Below are 15,037 nucleotides of genomic sequence, written 5' to 3' on the forward strand. Positions count from 1 at the left end.
AAGAATCAGCCTTGTGCCAATTCATTCAACTGCGCCGCCACTTCCGCCGTCTTCAGCACCAGCACATCGCATTCCAGCGAATCCAGCACCACTTCCGACGTATTGCCGATCAGCGCGCCGGTGATCCCGGTGCGGGCCACTGTCCCGATCACCGTCACCACCGCGTCCAGCTTGCTGGCGGTGTACGGAATCAGCACGTCCGCCGGGCCCTCGGCGACATGCAGGCGCTCGTCGCTGATGTCGAACTCCGCCTGGAAGGCGGCGCAGGCCTCGCGATAGCGTTGCTCGATGGTTTCCTTGAGCTGATAGACCGGGTCCGCCGCCGACAACATGGGCGACGGGTGGGCGCTGATCACGTGCAGGTTGCCCTTGGCCAGGTCGGCGATGGCGTAGCCGTGGTCGACGATATCGCCATGCAGCACGCGGTGGTCCTGGTCGTTGTTGCCCACGTCGACTGCCGCGAGGATCACGCCGCCGGTCCATGGCCGTTCGGTCTTGACCATCAGCACCGCCGCCGGGCACAGGCGCAGCAGTTTCCAGTCGGTGGGGGTGAGCAGGGCCTTGCGCAGCGGGTTGTCCGGGCGGTGCTCCTTGATCACCAGCTCGCAGCCTTCGGCCTGCTGCACGTCGATGATCGATTCGTGAAGGGTGTCGTGCCACGCCTGCTCGAAGGTGACGTTGTCGTAGCCATCATCGTGCAACTGGCTGGAGAGCAGGCTGAGCAGGGCGCTGTGGTCGTGTTTCTTGTCGCACATCAACAGGTGAAGGCGTGCGCCGGTCGCCTTGGCGATGAGTTTGGCCCGGGTCAGGGCCCGGCTGTGGGCGTGCTCGGGATCGAGTACCACCAGGATGCTGCGTACGGCTTGCATGAACGAGAACTCCCTTGGGAAATGGCGACCAATGCCTGACTATAGTCGGCGCTCGATGCGACGCGGCTTGATACATATCAAAGCATAGTCACTGGTGATAGTTGCCCGCGCCGGTATAATCGCCGGCCCTGTCGCCCTCTGCCGTTTGTGAATCATGGAACTCATCCCCGAAATCGAAGCCTTCCTCGGTTGCCGCACGCCAGATGCCTGGGTGCAAGCGGCGCTGGCCGATCAGGAAACAATGCTGATCGACCACAAGAATTGCGAGTTCAAGGCCGCCAGTACGGCGCTGAGCCTGATCGCCAAGTACAACACCCATATCGACCTGATCAACATGATGTCGCGCCTGGCCCGCGAGGAACTGGTGCACCACGAACAGGTGTTGCGCCTGATGAAGCGGCGCAAGGTGCCGCTGCGTCCGATCAATGCCGGTCGTTATGCCTCGGGCCTGCGCCGGCTGGTGCGTTCTCATGAGCCGGTCAAGCTGGTCGACACCCTGGTGGTCGGCGCTTTTATCGAAGCGCGCAGTTGCGAGCGGTTCGCCGCACTGGTGCCGCATCTCGACGAAGAACTCGGCAAGTTCTATCACGGCCTGCTCAAGAGCGAGGCGCGTCACTATCAGGGCTACCTGAAGCTGGCCTATCAGTACGGCGATGCCGCTGATATCGAACGCACCATCGAGAAAGTCCGTGAAGCCGAGGCGGAACTGATCGTCTCGCCGGACGAGGAATTCCGCTTCCACAGCGGCGTTCCAGCCTGAATCCCCGCGGCGCGCGGGTTCTCCGCGCGCCACTCTTGCCCTCGCTGAATCCCGACTGCTCCGCTCGGCCTTTCGTCGTCAAAATAGCAAGCAAGCTAATAAATGCCTGGACAATTAATGTCTGGGCAGTAATATTTGCTTACATCACTGCCTAAGCAGGTTTCTCCCTTCATGTCCCATTTCACTCCGGAAAACTTCCAGACCTGCACCATCGGCCTGCTCCTCGGGCGTGCCGCGCTGGTCAAGGACCGCATTCTCGACAGCCACCTGCAGGACTACGGCGTCACCGCCGCGCAGTTCAAGGTGCTGATCATCGTCGCCCAGTACGGCGTCGACACCCCCGCCGAGTTGTGCCGTTACCTCGGCCTGGACAGCGGTTCCATGACCCGCATGCTCGACCGCCTCGAACAGAAAGACCTGATCGCCCGCAGTCGCTGCCCCGAGGACCGCCGGCAAGTGCGCGTCGAGTTGACCGAAGAAGGACAGAAACTCGCCGATCGTCTGCCGCATATCGGCGCCGAGGCGATGAACGAACTGGTCGGCGTGCTGGCCCCGGATGAGTTGGCCACGCTTACCGCGATTCTGACCAAGGTCCTGCTCAACGCCGGCGATACCCTGACGGCGCTGCGGGTGAGTGACAAATGAACAGAACCACCGTGCGCAGCAGCCTGAGCCTGCTGGTGATCGCCCTGACCCTGGCCGGTTGCGCCAGCTACCGCGGCCTCGCGCCGGAAGGCCAGCGCCTCGCGGCCAGCGATCTCAAGGCCGAGCAGACCCTCAAGGGCGTCACCCTGTCGCCGGCCGCCTGGCCGAAAAGCGACTGGTGGCGCAGCCTCGGTGACCCGCAACTGGACGGCCTGATTGGCGAAGCCCTGCGCGACAGCCCGGACATGCAAATCGCCAGTGCCCGCGCCCATCAGGCCAGCGCAGCGGCTTATGCCGCCGACGCCGACCGCATGCCGAGCCTGGACGCCAACGGCAGCGTCAGCCGCTCGCGGCTGGCCCGGGACCAGGATCCGGCCGGGCAGGGCGGTCGCTATTCGACCCTGCGCAGCCTGAGCCTCGACTTCAATTACACCTTCGACCTCTGGGGTGGCCAGCGCGCCGCCTGGGAAGCCGCGTTGGGCCAGGCCCGCGCCGCCGAAGTCGATCGCCAGGCCGCCAGCCTGATCCTCGCCGCCGACGTGGCCCGGGCCTACAGCCAGTTGGGCCAGGCCTATATCGTCTACGACCTGACCCAGGATGACCTCAAGCGCACCCGGCAGATGCTCGACCTGGGCCAGCGCCGGCTGTCCGCCGGGATCGACAGCGAATATCAGCTCCAGCAGACCGAAAGCCTGGCCGCCAGCTCCGAAGAGCAGGCGATCAACGCGCAGAAACAACTGCACAGCGCACAGATCGCCCTCGCGGTATTACTCGGCAAAGGGCCGGACCGTGCCCAGCAGATTGCCCGGCCCGCGGTACTCAAGCCCGGCGCGGTGGCCTTGCCATCGGTCCTGCCCGCCGAACTGCTCGGCCGGCGTCCCGATCTGGTGGCGGCACGCTGGCGGGTCGAAGCGGCGAGCAAGTCGATCGACGCGAGCAAAACCCGCTTCTACCCCAACCTCAACCTGAGCGCCGCCGCCGGCACCCAGGCACTGTTGGGCGACGCGATCTTCGGTGCGCCGAGCCGCTTCTTCAATATTGCCCCGACCATTTCGCTGCCGATCTTCGACGGCGGCCGCCTGCGCGCCGACCTCGATGCCCGCGACGCCGACTACGACCTTGCCGTTGCCCAGTACAACAAAAGCCTGGTCAACGCCCTCGGCGAAGTCAGCGACAACATCGACCAGTTGCATGCCCTCGGCGAGCAGGTCGCGACCAAACAGCGCGCCACCGACATCGCCCAGCAGTCCTACGACACCGTCATGCAGCGCTACGGCTCCGGCATCGGCAACTTCCTCGATGTGCTGAGCATCGAGCAGCAACTGCTACAGGCCCAGCGCCAACTGGCCGAGCTCAATGCCGAGCGCATCGACCGTTCGATCCTGCTGATGCAGGCCCTCGGCGGCGGTTTCCAGCCTGATGCGGCATCCCAACAGCAGCAGGCCGCGGCAGCATCGCCGGCCTCCCGTCACCCTTAACCCGCCAAGGTATTCGTCAATGGCTACCCCAACTTCGGACACTGCCGTCAACGAGCAGGACGTTAACAATCAGCGCAAGCGCAAGACCTGGCTGCTCGGGCTGCTGCTCGTGGTGCTGGCCATCGGCGCCGGCACCTGGGCCTGGCACGAGCTTTACGGGCGCTGGACTGAAAGCACCGACGACGCCTACGCCAACGGCAACGTGGTCGAAATCACCCCGCTGATCAGCGGCACCGTGATCAGCATCGGCGCCGACGACGGCGACCTGGTGCACGCCGGCCAGGAGCTGATCCGCTTCGACCCGAGCGACGCCGAAGTCGGCCTGCAGGCCGCCGAGGCCAAACTGGCCCGGGCGGTACGTCAGGTCCGCGGGCTGTACAGCAACGTCGACGGCATGAAGGCCCAGGTTGCGGCGCGCCAGGCCGAGCTGCAAAAGGCCCAGGAAAACTACAACCGGCGCAAGACCCTCGCCGCTGGCGGGGCGATTTCCCAGGAAGAGCTGTCCCACGCCCGTGACGACCTGTCGTCGGCGCAGAGCGCGCTGAGCAATGCCCGGCAGCAACTGAACACCACCACCGCGCTGGTGGATGACACCGTGGTGTCGTCTCACCCCGAGGTCCAGGCCGCCGCCGCCGAACTGCGCCAGGCTTACCTGAGCAATGCCCGCACCACCCTGGTGGCGCCGGTCACCGGTTATGTCGCCAAGCGCACCGTGCAACTCGGCCAACGGCTGGAGCCGGGCACCGCGACCATGGCGGTGATCCCGCTGGACCAGTTGTGGATCGACGCCAACTTCAAGGAAACCCAACTGCGCAACATGCGCATCGGCCAGCCGGTGGACATCAGCGCCGACCTCTACGGCAGCGACGTCAAGTACAGCGGCACCATCGACAGCCTCGGCGCCGGCACCGGCAGCGCGTTTGCCCTGCTGCCGGCGCAGAACGCCACCGGCAACTGGATCAAGATCGTCCAGCGCGTCCCGGTGCGGGTGCACATCAACCCCGAGCAACTGACCCAGCACCCGCTGCGCATCGGCCTGTCGACCACGGTCGACGTCGATCTGCATGACCAGAGCGGTCCGGTACTGGCGCAGCAGGCGCCGCAAAAGGCGACCTTCGCCACCCAGGTGTATGACCGTCAACTGGCCGAGGCCGACACCCTGATCGCCCGGTTGATCCACGACAACAGCGCCAGCGACAAGACTGCCCAGCGATGAGCAACCAGGCTTCGTTCACCCCGCCGAGCCTGCTGCTGACCACCATCGGCCTGTCGCTCGCGACCTTCATGCAGGTGCTCGACACCACCATCGCCAACGTGGCGTTGCCGACCATTTCCGGCAACCTCGGCGTCAGTTCGGAGCAGGGCACCTGGGTCATCACCTCGTTCGCGGTGAGCAACGCCATCGCCCTGCCGTTGACCGGCTGGCTCAGCCGGCGCTTCGGCGAGGTCAAGTTGTTCATCTGGGCGACCCTGCTGTTCGTGCTGGCGTCGTTCCTCTGCGGCATTTCGCAGTCGATGCCGGAACTGGTGGGCTTCCGCGTGCTCCAGGGCGTGGTCGCCGGGCCGCTGTACCCGATGACCCAGACCCTGTTGATCGCCGTCTATCCGCCGGCGAAACGCGGGATGGCCCTGGCGCTGTTGGCGATGGTCACGGTGGTGGCGCCAATCGCCGGGCCGATTCTCGGTGGCTGGATTACCGACAGCTATAGCTGGCCGTGGATCTTCTTCATCAATATCCCCATCGGCTTGTTCGCCGCCGCCGTGGTTCGCCAGCAGATGCGCACCCGGCCGGTGCAGACCAGCCGCCAGCCGATGGACTACATCGGCCTGCTGAGCCTGATCATCGGGGTCGGCGCCTTGCAGATCGTGCTCGACAAAGGCAACGACCTGGACTGGTTCGAGTCGAACTTCATCATCATCGGCAGCCTGATTTCCGTGGTGTTCATCGCGGTGTTCATCATCTGGGAGCTGACCGACAAGCACCCGGTGGTCAACCTGCGGCTGTTCGTGCACCGCAACTTCCGCATCGGCACCATCGTGCTGGTGGGCGGCTACGCCGGTTTCTTCGGCATCAACCTGATCCTGCCGCAATGGCTGCAGACCCAGATGGGCTACACCGCGACCTGGGCCGGGCTGGCGGTGGCACCGATCGGCTTGCTGCCGGTGCTGCTGTCGCCTTTTGTCGGCAAGTACGCGCACCGCTTCGACCTGCGCCTGCTGGCCGGTCTGGCGTTCCTGGCGATCGGCGCGAGTTGCTTCATGCGGGCGGAGTTCACCCATGAGGTGGACTTCCAGCATGTGGCCCTGGTGCAGTTGTTTATGGGCATCGGCGTGGCGCTGTTCTTCATGCCGACCCTGAGCATCCTGCTCTCTGACCTGCCGCCGCAGCAGATTGCCGACGGCTCCGGCCTGGCGACCTTCCTGCGCACGTTGGGCGGCAGCTTCGCCGCGTCGCTGACCACCTGGATCTGGATCCGCCGCGCTGACCAGCACCATGCTTACCTGAGCGAAAGCATCAGCACGTATGAGCCGGCGACTCGCGAGGCGTTGAACCAGATGGGCGGGGCAGGGGGCGCGTCATACCGGCAACTGGAACAGATGCTCAGTAGCCAGGCGTACATGATGTCGACGGTGGATTACTTCACCCTGATGGGCTGGGTGTTCGTGGGGTTGATCTTGCTGGTGTGGCTGGCCAAGCCGCCGTTCGCGGCGAAGGCGGGGCCGGCTTCGGCCGGGCATTGAGGAAGGAATCGGCTGAAACCCGCGGGCGCGGTCAACGCGCCCGGGGCAGAGCATTCAGATCTGCTGAATGCCGGTGATGTGCGGCGCGCCGTTGGTCGGTGCGTAGATCGACACGATTACTTTGTAAATCAGTTCGCTGCCCGGTACTTGGGCATTGCTCAGGTAGCGGTAGTTGGTACCGTTGACCACCTGAGTTGACACTTCCAGCGGCGTGTACTGCACGCCGACGAAGCCGTGCAGGGCTTCCTGGAATACTTTTTTGTCCTGAGCAGTCAGTGGGTGATAAGCAGACCAGCCACCAACGATTTGCGCTTGAGCACTCATTGCATCTCACTCCTTGATTAAGTTCCTACTCATCTGGCTTTTCGGAATTCGCCCCGTCTATTCGATGGTTTCCGGCATCCATGTTCGCGGATTTCGTGTGATTCAGTTCACACGGTGGCGCTACGATATCACTGGCAAGCAGCGTGTCTGTCCGCCATTGACAGTGCGCAACGTAAGCGATTGGCGAAGACAGATACGCACCTGAAGCTGCGTGCGCAAAGTGCTGTGGCCCGAGGCAGAAGGCCGTCGTGGACGACTTTCGGAGGAGGTAGGAGAGCGCTTCGCGGGCTGGCCGCGAAGCGTAGGGTCAGGCGAACGCGAACGGGGCCAGTTGAAAGCCTTGTTCATCTACCTGCAAGGCCCAGCCTTGTCGGTCCCAGTCGCCCAGGACGATGCGCCGGCCGGCGCTGCCGTCATCAAGGGTGAGCTTGTGGATCGCCGGCCGATGGGTGTGGCCGTGGACCAGGGTGTGCACGCCATGCTGCTGCATGATTCGCGGCACTTCCTCGGTGGTCACGTCGATGATGTCGGTGGCTTTCATGCGGGTCTGCGTCTTGCTTTCGCTGCGCAGCTTGCGCGCCAGCTTGCGCCGGGTGATCAACGGCAGGTGGCGCAGGATCCACAGGCTCAGCGGGTTGCGAAGGGTGCGGCGCAGCTTCATGTAGGCTTCGTCGCGGGTGCACAGGCTGTCGCCGTGCATCAGCAGCACCGGTTCGCCGCCCATTTCGACCACGCTGGGGTCGCGCAGCAGGGTGACGCCCGCGGCCTTGCAGAAGGCCTTGCCGATCAGGAAATCACGGTTGCCGTGCATCAGGAACACCTGGGTGCCGCTGTCGCTCAGCGTACGCAGGGCCTGGCAGATTGAAGTCTGGAACGGCGTCATGCCGTCATCGCCGATCCAGGCCTCGAAAAAGTCGCCCAGGATGTACAACGCTTGTGCATCGCGGGCGCGGGTTGCCAGCAGATCAAGAAACGCCCGGGTAATGTCCGGGCGTTCTTCTTGCAGATGCAGATCGGAGATCAGCAGTATCACTCAATGATCTCGGCTTTCTCGATGATCACGTCTTCTTTCGGCACGTCCTGGTGGCCGGACTTGGAGCCGGTGGCCACGCCTTCGATAGCGTCGACGATGTCCTGGCCTTCGGTCACTTCACCGAACACCGCGTAACCCCAGCCCTGCACGTTCTTGCCGCTGTGGTTGAGGAAGTCGTTGTTGGAGGCGTTGATGAAGAACTGCGCAGACGCCGAATGCGGCTCCATGGTGCGGGCCATGGCGATGCTGTACTTGGTGTTCTTCAGGCCGTTATCCGCTTCGTTCTGGATGGTGGCGCGGGTTTTCTTCTGGGTCATGCCAGGCTCGAAGCCGCCGCCCTGGATCATGAAGCCCTTGATGACACGGTGGAACACGGTGTTGTCGAAGTGGCCTTCTTTAACGTACTGGACGAAGTTTTCCACGGTTTTCGGGGCTTTTTCGGCATCCAGTTGCAGGATGATGTCGCCGTGGTTGGTGCTCAGTTTGACTTTGGCCATGCTGAAATTCGCTCTCTCAAGGCATGTGGGAAGGAGGGGTGTACAACGGTGTATTTGACCCTGACGCCCGCTCTGGCGTCGGCGATACGTTCATTGCGCAGATTTTTTTGCGGTGCCTGCCCATATTAGCGCCGGTTTGTCGGCGCGGTGCTGTCGGCAGCGCGACCGCTTCGGCTATGATAAGCGCTTTGTTTGACGCGGCCTACCCGGGCCGAAGACCAGAATTCCAAGGATCCTATGAGCAAGCCCACTGCTGACACCGCTCCCAATGCCGCCAAAGGCGCGCCCGCCGTTCCCGTCAATTTCCTGCGCCCGATCGTGCAGGCCGACCTGGACTCAGGCAAGCACAGCAGCATCGTCACCCGTTTCCCGCCTGAGCCCAACGGTTACCTGCACATCGGTCACGCCAAGTCGATCTGCGTGAACTTCGGCCTGGCCAAGGAATTCGGCGGTGCCTGCCACCTGCGTTTCGATGACACCAACCCGGCCAAAGAGGACCAGGAGTACATCGACGCCATCCAGGAAGACATCAAGTGGCTGGGCTTCGAATGGACCGGTCCGGTGCGCTACGCCTCGCAGTACTTCGATCAACTGCACGCCTGGGCCGTGGATCTGATCAAGTCGGGCAACGCCTACGTCTGCGACCTGACCCCCGAACAAGCCAAGGAATACCGCGGCAACCTGACCGAGCCGGGCAAGAACAGCCCGTTCCGCGAGCGCAGCGTCGAGGAAAACCTCGACCTGTTCGCCCGCATGAAGGCCGGCGAGTTCAAGGACGGCGAGCGCGTGCTGCGGGCGAAGATCGACATGGCGTCGCCGAACATGAACCTGCGCGACCCGATCCTCTACCGCATCCGTCATGCCCACCACCACCAGACCGGTGACACGTGGTGCATCTACCCGAACTACGACTTCACCCATGGCCAGTCCGATGCCATCGAAGGCATCACCCACTCCATCTGCACCCTGGAGTTCGAAGGCCATCGTCCGCTGTACGAGTGGTTCCTCGACAACCTGCCGGTGCCGGCCAAACCGCGCCAGTACGAGTTCAGCCGCCTGAACCTGAACTACACCATCACCAGCAAGCGCAAGCTCAAGCAACTGGTCGACGAGAAGCACGTCGAAGGTTGGGACGACCCGCGTATGTCGACCCTGTCCGGTTTCCGCCGCCGCGGCTACACCCCGGCCTCGATCCGCAACTTCTGCGAAATGATCGGCACCAACCGTTCCGACGGCGTGGTCGACATGTCGATGCTGGAATTCAGCATCCGTGACGACCTCGACCGCACCGCGCCGCGTGCCATGTGCGTGCTGCGTCCGCTGAAAGTGACCATCACCAACTACCCGGAAGGCCAGGTCGAGAACCTCGAACTGCCGCGTCATCCGAAGGAAGACATGGGCGTGCGCGCCCTGCCGTTTGCCCGCGAGCTGTACATCGACCGTGACGATTTCATGGAAGAGCCGCCGAAGGGCTACAAGCGCCTGGAACCCGCCGGTGAAGTGCGCCTGCGCGGCAGCTACGTGATCCGCGCCGACGAGGCGATCAAGGATGCCGACGGCAACATCGTCGAACTGCTCTGCTCCTACGACCCCGACACCCTGGGCAAGAACCCCGAGGGCCGCAAGGTCAAGGGCGTGATCCACTGGGTTCCGGCCGACGCCAGCGTCGAGTGCGAAGTACGTCTGTACGACCGCCTGTTCCGCGCGGCGAACCCGGAGAAAGCGGAAGAGGGCGGCACCTTCCTCGACAACATCAACCCGGATTCGCTGCAGGTGCTCACCGGTTGTCGTGCCGAGCCGTCGCTGGGCAACGCCCAGCCTGAAGACCGCTTCCAGTTCGAGCGCGAAGGCTACTTCTGCGCCGACCTGAAAGACTCCCGTCCAGGCCGTCCGGTATTCAACCGCACCGTATCCCTGCGTGACTCCTGGGGTAGCTGAGGAATTTTCGTGCTTAACATCTACAACACGCTGAGCAAGACCAAGGAAGTTTTCAAACCGCTGGACGGCAACAAGGTGCGGATGTACGTCTGCGGCATGACCGTGTACGACTTCTGCCACCTCGGCCACGGCCGCAGCATGGTCGCCTTCGATTTGGTCACCCGCTGGCTGCGTTACAGCGGCTACGACCTGACCTACGTGCGCAACATCACCGACATCGATGACAAGATCATCAACCGCGCCAACGAGAACGGCGAGACGTTCGACGCCCTGACCGCGCGCATGATCGACGCGATGCACGAAGACGAGCGGCGCCTGAACATCCTGCCGCCGGACCTGGAGCCGCGTGCCACCGACCATATCCCCGGCATGCACGCGATGATCCAGACCCTGATCGACAAGGGCTACGCCTACGCGCCGGGCAACGGTGACGTGTACTACCGCGTCGGCAAGTTCGTCGGCTACGGCAAGCTGTCGCGCAAGAAGATCGAAGACCTGCGCATCGGCGCGCGGATCGAAGTCGACGAGTCCAAGCAGGACCCACTGGACTTCGTCCTGTGGAAAGCCGCCAAGCCGGGCGAGCCGAGCTGGGCGTCGCCGTGGGGCGCGGGTCGTCCGGGCTGGCACATCGAGTGCTCGGTGATGTCCACCTGCTGCCTGGGCGAGAGCTTCGACATCCACGGCGGCGGCAGCGACCTGGAGTTCCCGCACCACGAGAACGAGATCGCCCAGAGCGAGGCCGCGACCGGCAAGCAGTACGCCAATGCGTGGATGCACTGCGGGATGATCCGTATCAACGGCGAGAAGATGTCCAAATCGTTGAACAACTTCTTCACCATTCGCGATGTGCTCGAAAAGTATCACCCGGAGGTGGTGCGCTACCTGCTGGTGTCGAGCCATTACCGCAGCGCGATCAACTACTCCGAGGACAGCCTGCGCGACGCGAAAGGCGCGCTGGAGCGTTTCTATCACGCCCTGCGCGGCCTGCCGGTGGTGGCGCCGCAAGGTGGCGACGAGTATGTCGAGCGTTTCGCCGCGGCGATGAACGACGACTTCGGTACGCCGGAAGCCTGCGCCGTGCTGTTCGACCTGGTGCGCGAGATCAACCGTCTGCGCGAGAGCGATGCACAGACTGCCGCCGGCCTGGCGGGTCGCCTGCGTGAGCTGGCGGGGTTGCTGGGTGTGCTGCAACTGGACGCCGATGATTTCCTGCGTGCCGGTGCCGAAGGCAAGGTTGACGCGGCTGAAGTCGAAGCCCTGATCCAGGCGCGCCTGCAGGCGCGGGCCGACAAGAACTGGGGCGAGTCCGACCGGATTCGCGATCAGTTGGCGGCCATGGGTGTGGTGCTGGAAGACAAGAAGGGCGAGACCACCTGGCGTCTGGCTGACTGATCCCGGCTTGGGGCGCATGGCCCTGTAGGAGCGGGTTTACCCGCGATTGCGATAGTGACTCCACCAACGCAATCGCGGGTCAACCCGCTCCTGCAGGGACCGCGCTACACCTGGCCTCTGCAGTGCACCACCAACCGCGCACCACCCCACTCGCTTTCCCCCACCTCCAACTGATACCCGTGCAGGTCGACGATCGCCGCGACGATCGACAGCCCCAGGCCGAAGCCGGCATGGCGGTGGCCTTCCTCGCTGCGGTAGAAGCGCTTCAATACCGTCTCGCGTTCCTCTTCGGGAATCCCCGGACCGCTGTCCTCCACCGCGATATGCACGCCATCGGCATCGCTGTCGGCGCTGATGCGCACCCGTCCGCCGGCCGGGGTGAATTTGATGGCGTTGCCCACCAGGTTGGCGAGGGCCTCGAACAGCAGTTCATGGTCGCCGAACAGCGCCGGTAGCGGTTCGGGGACACGCAGTTCAAGGGCGATCTCGCCATCTTCCGCCAGCGGCAGGTAGAAATCGTGGAGCTCTTCCAGCAGCGCCCGGGCCTGCAGTTCGACGAAGCCGGCGCGGCGCTGGCGGTCTTCCAGTTCGCTGATCCGCAGCAGCCCGCGGAAACGCGCCATCAGCGTGTCGGTCTCGGCGATCGCCTGTTCCATCGCCTCGGCTTGCGGCGCGTCATCGCCGGCCTGCTGGCGGATGCGGTAGAGCTGGGCGCGCAGGCGGGTCAGCGGGGTGCGCAGGTCGTGGGCAATGTTGTCGCAGACGCCCTTGACCTCGTGCATCAGCCGTTCGATACGGTCTAGCATGGCGTTGACGATGGCGGCGAGCATGTCCAGTTCGTCGCGGCGTTGCGACAGCGGCAGGCGCCGGGTCAGGTCGCCGGCGACGATCTGCTCGGCGGTGGCCTGGATCGCCCGGATCCGCTTCAGCGGACGGCGACGCAGCCAGTACCAGCCGGCGATGCCGGGAATGATGGTCAGCGACAGGCCCCAGAGCAGGGCATGCAGAATGATCCGGGTGACCACGAACAGCGAGCCGTTGTCCCGCATCAGCACCAGCCAGCGACCATCGTGGACCTTGATCGCCACGGCGTCGCAACTGTCTCGCGGCAGGCGCGGGTCGTCGGCGTCGAGGCAGCGGCTGATTTCATGGATGCGCCCGTCCAGGCCCAGTTCGGCGGGCATCTGGCGGATCTGCCCGCCCAGCGGGTTGAACTGCGGATCGAACAGGCCGTAGGCGTCGAAGCTGCGTTCTTCGAAGGCCTGGCTGGCGATCAGCGCGTCATCCAGTTGCTTGCCGCTCATGTGGGCGAACAGGTGCTGGCGTTGCAGCAACGAATGACGGGTGAGTTTGTTCAGGTAGCTGGAAACTTCGAAATACAGCACCCCCATGAGGATGCTGCTCCAGGCCACGAACAGAAAACTGTACAGCGCCAGCAAGCGGCTGGTTGACGAGCTCCAGCCTTTAGACGGGTTCGGCAATGGCATAGCCGGAGCCCCGCACGGTGCGAATCAGCGGTGTCTGGCCGGGCGCGTCGATCTTCTTGCGCAGGCGGCCGATATGCACGTCGATCAGGTTGGTGCCGGGGTCGAAGTGATAGCCCCAGACTTCCTCGAAAATCATCATCCGGGTGATGACCTGGCCGGCGTGACGCATGAGGAATTCCAGCAATTTGTACTCGGTGGGCAGCAGGTTGAGCGACTGCTCGCCGCGCCGGGCTTCGTGGCTGATCAGGTCCAGTTGCAGGTCGGCGACCTGCAGGCGGGTCTGGGTCATTGGCACGCTGTTGCGCCGCAGCAGCACCTCGACGCGGGCGGCCATCTCGTCGGAGGCGAAGGGTTTGGTCAGGTAGTCGTCGCCGCCGGCACGCAGGCCGCGGACCCGTTCATCGACATCGGAGAGGGCGCTGATCATCAGGATCGGCGTGGCGATCTTCAGGTTGCGCAGGGTGGTGACGATGGTCAGACCATCGACCTCCGGGAGCATCCGGTCGACGGTGATCAGGTCGTAGCCACCGGCGATTGCACGGGCCAGACCTTCGCGGCCGTTGTCGACCCAATCGACCTCCAGGCCGTGGCTGGAAAGTTCGGCGACGATTTCCTGGCCAGTGACGGCATCGTCTTCGATAGTCAGTACGCGGGGCATGCTTTTACCTGGGCGGCGGGTGGAGATTCGATTGTGCCAAAGAATAGACAGCGCCCGTCCTAAAGAAAAATTCATGTAAGAAAGCCGCTGAGCGGCGACCTTGCTGTGTTGAAAACAGCCTGATCGCCGCTCAGCGGCTTTTTGTCCAGCTATCGGAGTATCGAGGGAAGAGCGTCAGGCGACCTTGACGATCCAGCCCGCTGGCGCTTCGACGTCACCGCTCTGGATGCCGGTCAGCTCGTTGTAGAGCTTCTGGGTGACCGGGCCGACTTCGGTTTCGCTGTGGAACACGTGCAGTTTGTCGTTGTACTGGATGCCGCCGATCGGGGTGATGACCGCGGCAGTACCGCAGGCGCCGGCTTCCTTGAACTTGGCGATTTCGTCGATCAGCACGTCGCCTTCGATGACTTTCAGGCCCAGGCGCGAGGCGGCCAGTTCCATCAGTGACAGGCGGGTGATGCCTGGCAGCACGGACGCCGATTTCGGAGTGATGAATTCGTTGTCGCCAGTAATGCCGAAGAAGTTGGCCGAACCGACTTCCTCGATCTTGCTGTGGGTCATCGGGTCCAGGTAGATGGCATCGGCGAAGCCGGCTTTCTTGGCTTCGGAACCTGGCATCAGGCTGGCCGCGTAGTTGCCGCCGACCTTGGCCGCGCCGGTGCCTTGTGGCGCGGCACGGTCGTAGCCGGAGATCACGAAGTTGTGCGGGGTCATGCCGCCCTTGAAGTACGAGCCGACCGGGATGGCGAAGATCGAGAAGATGAACTCCGGCGCGGTCCGCACGCCGATGTTGTCACCGACGCCAATCACGAATGGACGCAGGTACAGCGCGCCCTTGCCGTGTGGCGGCACGAAACGTTCGTTGGCCTTGACCACTTGCTTGCAGGCTTCGATGAAGGCTTCGGTCGGCACTTGCGGCATCAGCAGGCGGGCGCAACTGCGCTGCATGCGCAGGGCGTTCTGGTCAGGGCGGAACAGGTTGATCGAGCCGTCCTTGCAGCGGTAGGCCTTGAGGCCTTCGAAGCACTGTTGGCCGTAATGCAGCGCGGTGGAGCCTTCGCTGATGTGCAGGGTGTTGTCTTCAGTCAGGGTGCCCTGGTCCCACTCGCCGTTACGGAAGTAGGAAAGGTAGCGCTTGTCGGTCTTGATGTAGTCGAAGCCCAGCTTGTCCCAGTTAATGCTTTCGTTGCTCATGGCACCCTCGATCGGTTGGC

General features: G+C 63.7%; 14 protein-coding genes. 7 read left to right on the forward strand and 7 right to left on the reverse strand.

Translation table 11 applies throughout. The features are described from left to right. Positions 1–5 precede the first annotated feature (5 nt). Positions 6–869 carry a universal stress protein gene (locus tag NTD88_RS02160; RefSeq protein ID WP_095157765.1) on the reverse strand — a complete coding sequence of 288 codons (864 nt, stop codon included), beginning with the start codon at positions 867–869 and terminating at the stop codon, positions 6–8. Between the two features lie 154 nt (positions 870–1,023). Between NTD88_RS02160 and NTD88_RS02165 the strand changes: the two genes are divergently transcribed. From NTD88_RS02165 to NTD88_RS02185, 5 genes are all read left to right on the forward strand, one after another. Next, complete coding sequence (locus NTD88_RS02165; protein ID WP_095157751.1) at positions 1,024–1,629, forward strand: tRNA-(ms[2]io[6]A)-hydroxylase; 606 nt, start codon at positions 1,024–1,026, stop codon at positions 1,627–1,629. A 171-nt stretch (positions 1,630–1,800) separates the two neighbouring features. Beyond that, the gene (locus NTD88_RS02170; RefSeq protein ID WP_262154219.1) at positions 1,801–2,274 is read left to right on the forward strand and encodes a MarR family winged helix-turn-helix transcriptional regulator; all 474 of its coding nucleotides are present in this window, start codon (positions 1,801–1,803) and stop codon (positions 2,272–2,274) included. Further along, positions 2,271–3,752: an efflux transporter outer membrane subunit gene (locus tag NTD88_RS02175; protein WP_262154220.1), complete on the forward strand. Its 1,482-nt coding sequence runs from the start codon at positions 2,271–2,273 to the stop codon at positions 3,750–3,752. Before NTD88_RS02170 ends, NTD88_RS02175 begins: the two co-directional genes overlap by 4 nt. A 19-nt stretch (positions 3,753–3,771) precedes the next feature. Beyond that, complete coding sequence (locus NTD88_RS02180) at positions 3,772–4,968, forward strand: HlyD family efflux transporter periplasmic adaptor subunit (protein WP_262154221.1); 1,197 nt, start codon at positions 3,772–3,774, stop codon at positions 4,966–4,968. Then, positions 4,965–6,494 carry a DHA2 family efflux MFS transporter permease subunit gene (locus NTD88_RS02185; RefSeq protein WP_095157743.1) on the forward strand — a complete coding sequence of 510 codons (1,530 nt, stop codon included), beginning with the start codon at positions 4,965–4,967 and terminating at the stop codon, positions 6,492–6,494. The genes NTD88_RS02180 and NTD88_RS02185 overlap by 4 nt, the downstream gene beginning before the upstream one ends. 54 nt (positions 6,495–6,548) lie before the next feature. On the opposite strand, the gene NTD88_RS02190 is transcribed toward NTD88_RS02185, so the two are convergent. From NTD88_RS02190 to NTD88_RS02200, 3 genes are all read right to left on the reverse strand, one after another. Next, positions 6,549–6,818, reverse strand: a complete 270-nt coding sequence (locus tag NTD88_RS02190) for a hypothetical protein (RefSeq protein ID WP_095157741.1) — start codon at positions 6,816–6,818, stop codon at positions 6,549–6,551. Between the two features lie 307 nt (positions 6,819–7,125). Then, a complete protein-coding gene (gene lpxH, locus NTD88_RS02195) occupies positions 7,126–7,851 on the reverse strand; it encodes a UDP-2,3-diacylglucosamine diphosphatase (RefSeq protein WP_262154222.1) in 726 nt (241 codons plus the stop codon). Next, positions 7,848–8,348, reverse strand: a complete 501-nt coding sequence (locus NTD88_RS02200; protein WP_095157737.1) for a peptidylprolyl isomerase — start codon at positions 8,346–8,348, stop codon at positions 7,848–7,850. The genes lpxH and NTD88_RS02200 overlap by 4 nt, the downstream gene beginning before the upstream one ends. A gap of 237 nt (positions 8,349–8,585) precedes the next feature. On the opposite strand from NTD88_RS02200, the gene NTD88_RS02205 reads away from it, so the two are divergent. Continuing rightward, complete coding sequence (locus NTD88_RS02205; RefSeq protein ID WP_262154224.1) at positions 8,586–10,286, forward strand: glutamine--tRNA ligase/YqeY domain fusion protein; 1,701 nt, start codon at positions 8,586–8,588, stop codon at positions 10,284–10,286. 9 nt (positions 10,287–10,295) lie between these two features. Beyond that, positions 10,296–11,678, forward strand: a complete 1,383-nt coding sequence (cysS, locus tag NTD88_RS02210; RefSeq protein ID WP_262154225.1) for a cysteine--tRNA ligase — start codon at positions 10,296–10,298, stop codon at positions 11,676–11,678. A gap of 104 nt (positions 11,679–11,782) precedes the next feature. Here cysS and NTD88_RS02215 read toward each other — a convergent pair whose 3' ends face one another. From NTD88_RS02215 to NTD88_RS02225, 3 genes are all read right to left on the reverse strand, one after another. Next, positions 11,783–13,165 (reverse strand): sensor histidine kinase, encoded by a 1,383-nt coding sequence (locus NTD88_RS02215; RefSeq protein WP_262154226.1) that lies wholly within the window; start codon positions 13,163–13,165, stop codon positions 11,783–11,785. Further along, positions 13,143–13,823, reverse strand: coding sequence for a response regulator transcription factor (locus tag NTD88_RS02220; protein WP_095157729.1), 681 nt, complete (start codon positions 13,821–13,823; stop codon positions 13,143–13,145). Before NTD88_RS02220 ends, NTD88_RS02215 begins: the two co-directional genes overlap by 23 nt. A gap of 174 nt (positions 13,824–13,997) precedes the next feature. Next, positions 13,998–15,017: a branched-chain amino acid aminotransferase gene (locus NTD88_RS02225; RefSeq protein ID WP_095157727.1), complete on the reverse strand. Its 1,020-nt coding sequence runs from the start codon at positions 15,015–15,017 to the stop codon at positions 13,998–14,000. Between the last annotated feature and the right edge of the window lie 20 nt (positions 15,018–15,037).

The sequence above is a fragment of the Pseudomonas sp. 20P_3.2_Bac5 genome (assembly GCF_025466035.1).
GTDB lineage: Bacteria > Pseudomonadota > Gammaproteobacteria > Pseudomonadales > Pseudomonadaceae > Aquipseudomonas.

What these genes read in the sequence shown, in the direction of transcription:
- NTD88_RS02165 (WP_095157751.1), top strand. Translation starts at nt 1,024, where the DNA reads ATGGAACTCATCCCCGAAATCGAAGCCTTCCTCGGTTGCCGCACGCCA.
- NTD88_RS02200 (WP_095157737.1), bottom strand. Translation starts at nt 8,348, where the DNA reads ATGGCCAAAGTCAAACTGAGCACCAACCACGGCGACATCATCCTGCAA.
- NTD88_RS02170 (WP_262154219.1), top strand. Translation starts at nt 1,801, where the DNA reads ATGTCCCATTTCACTCCGGAAAACTTCCAGACCTGCACCATCGGCCTG.
- NTD88_RS02185 (WP_095157743.1), top strand. Translation starts at nt 4,965, where the DNA reads ATGAGCAACCAGGCTTCGTTCACCCCGCCGAGCCTGCTGCTGACCACC.
- NTD88_RS02220 (WP_095157729.1), bottom strand. Translation starts at nt 13,823, where the DNA reads ATGCCCCGCGTACTGACTATCGAAGACGATGCCGTCACTGGCCAGGAA.
- NTD88_RS02225 (WP_095157727.1), bottom strand. Translation starts at nt 15,017, where the DNA reads ATGAGCAACGAAAGCATTAACTGGGACAAGCTGGGCTTCGACTACATC.
- NTD88_RS02190 (WP_095157741.1), bottom strand. Translation starts at nt 6,818, where the DNA reads ATGAGTGCTCAAGCGCAAATCGTTGGTGGCTGGTCTGCTTATCACCCA.
- NTD88_RS02215 (WP_262154226.1), bottom strand. Translation starts at nt 13,165, where the DNA reads ATGCCATTGCCGAACCCGTCTAAAGGCTGGAGCTCGTCAACCAGCCGC.
- NTD88_RS02205 (WP_262154224.1), top strand. Translation starts at nt 8,586, where the DNA reads ATGAGCAAGCCCACTGCTGACACCGCTCCCAATGCCGCCAAAGGCGCG.
- NTD88_RS02180 (WP_262154221.1), top strand. Translation starts at nt 3,772, where the DNA reads ATGGCTACCCCAACTTCGGACACTGCCGTCAACGAGCAGGACGTTAAC.
- NTD88_RS02175 (WP_262154220.1), top strand. Translation starts at nt 2,271, where the DNA reads ATGAACAGAACCACCGTGCGCAGCAGCCTGAGCCTGCTGGTGATCGCC.
- NTD88_RS02160 (WP_095157765.1), bottom strand. Translation starts at nt 869, where the DNA reads ATGCAAGCCGTACGCAGCATCCTGGTGGTACTCGATCCCGAGCACGCC.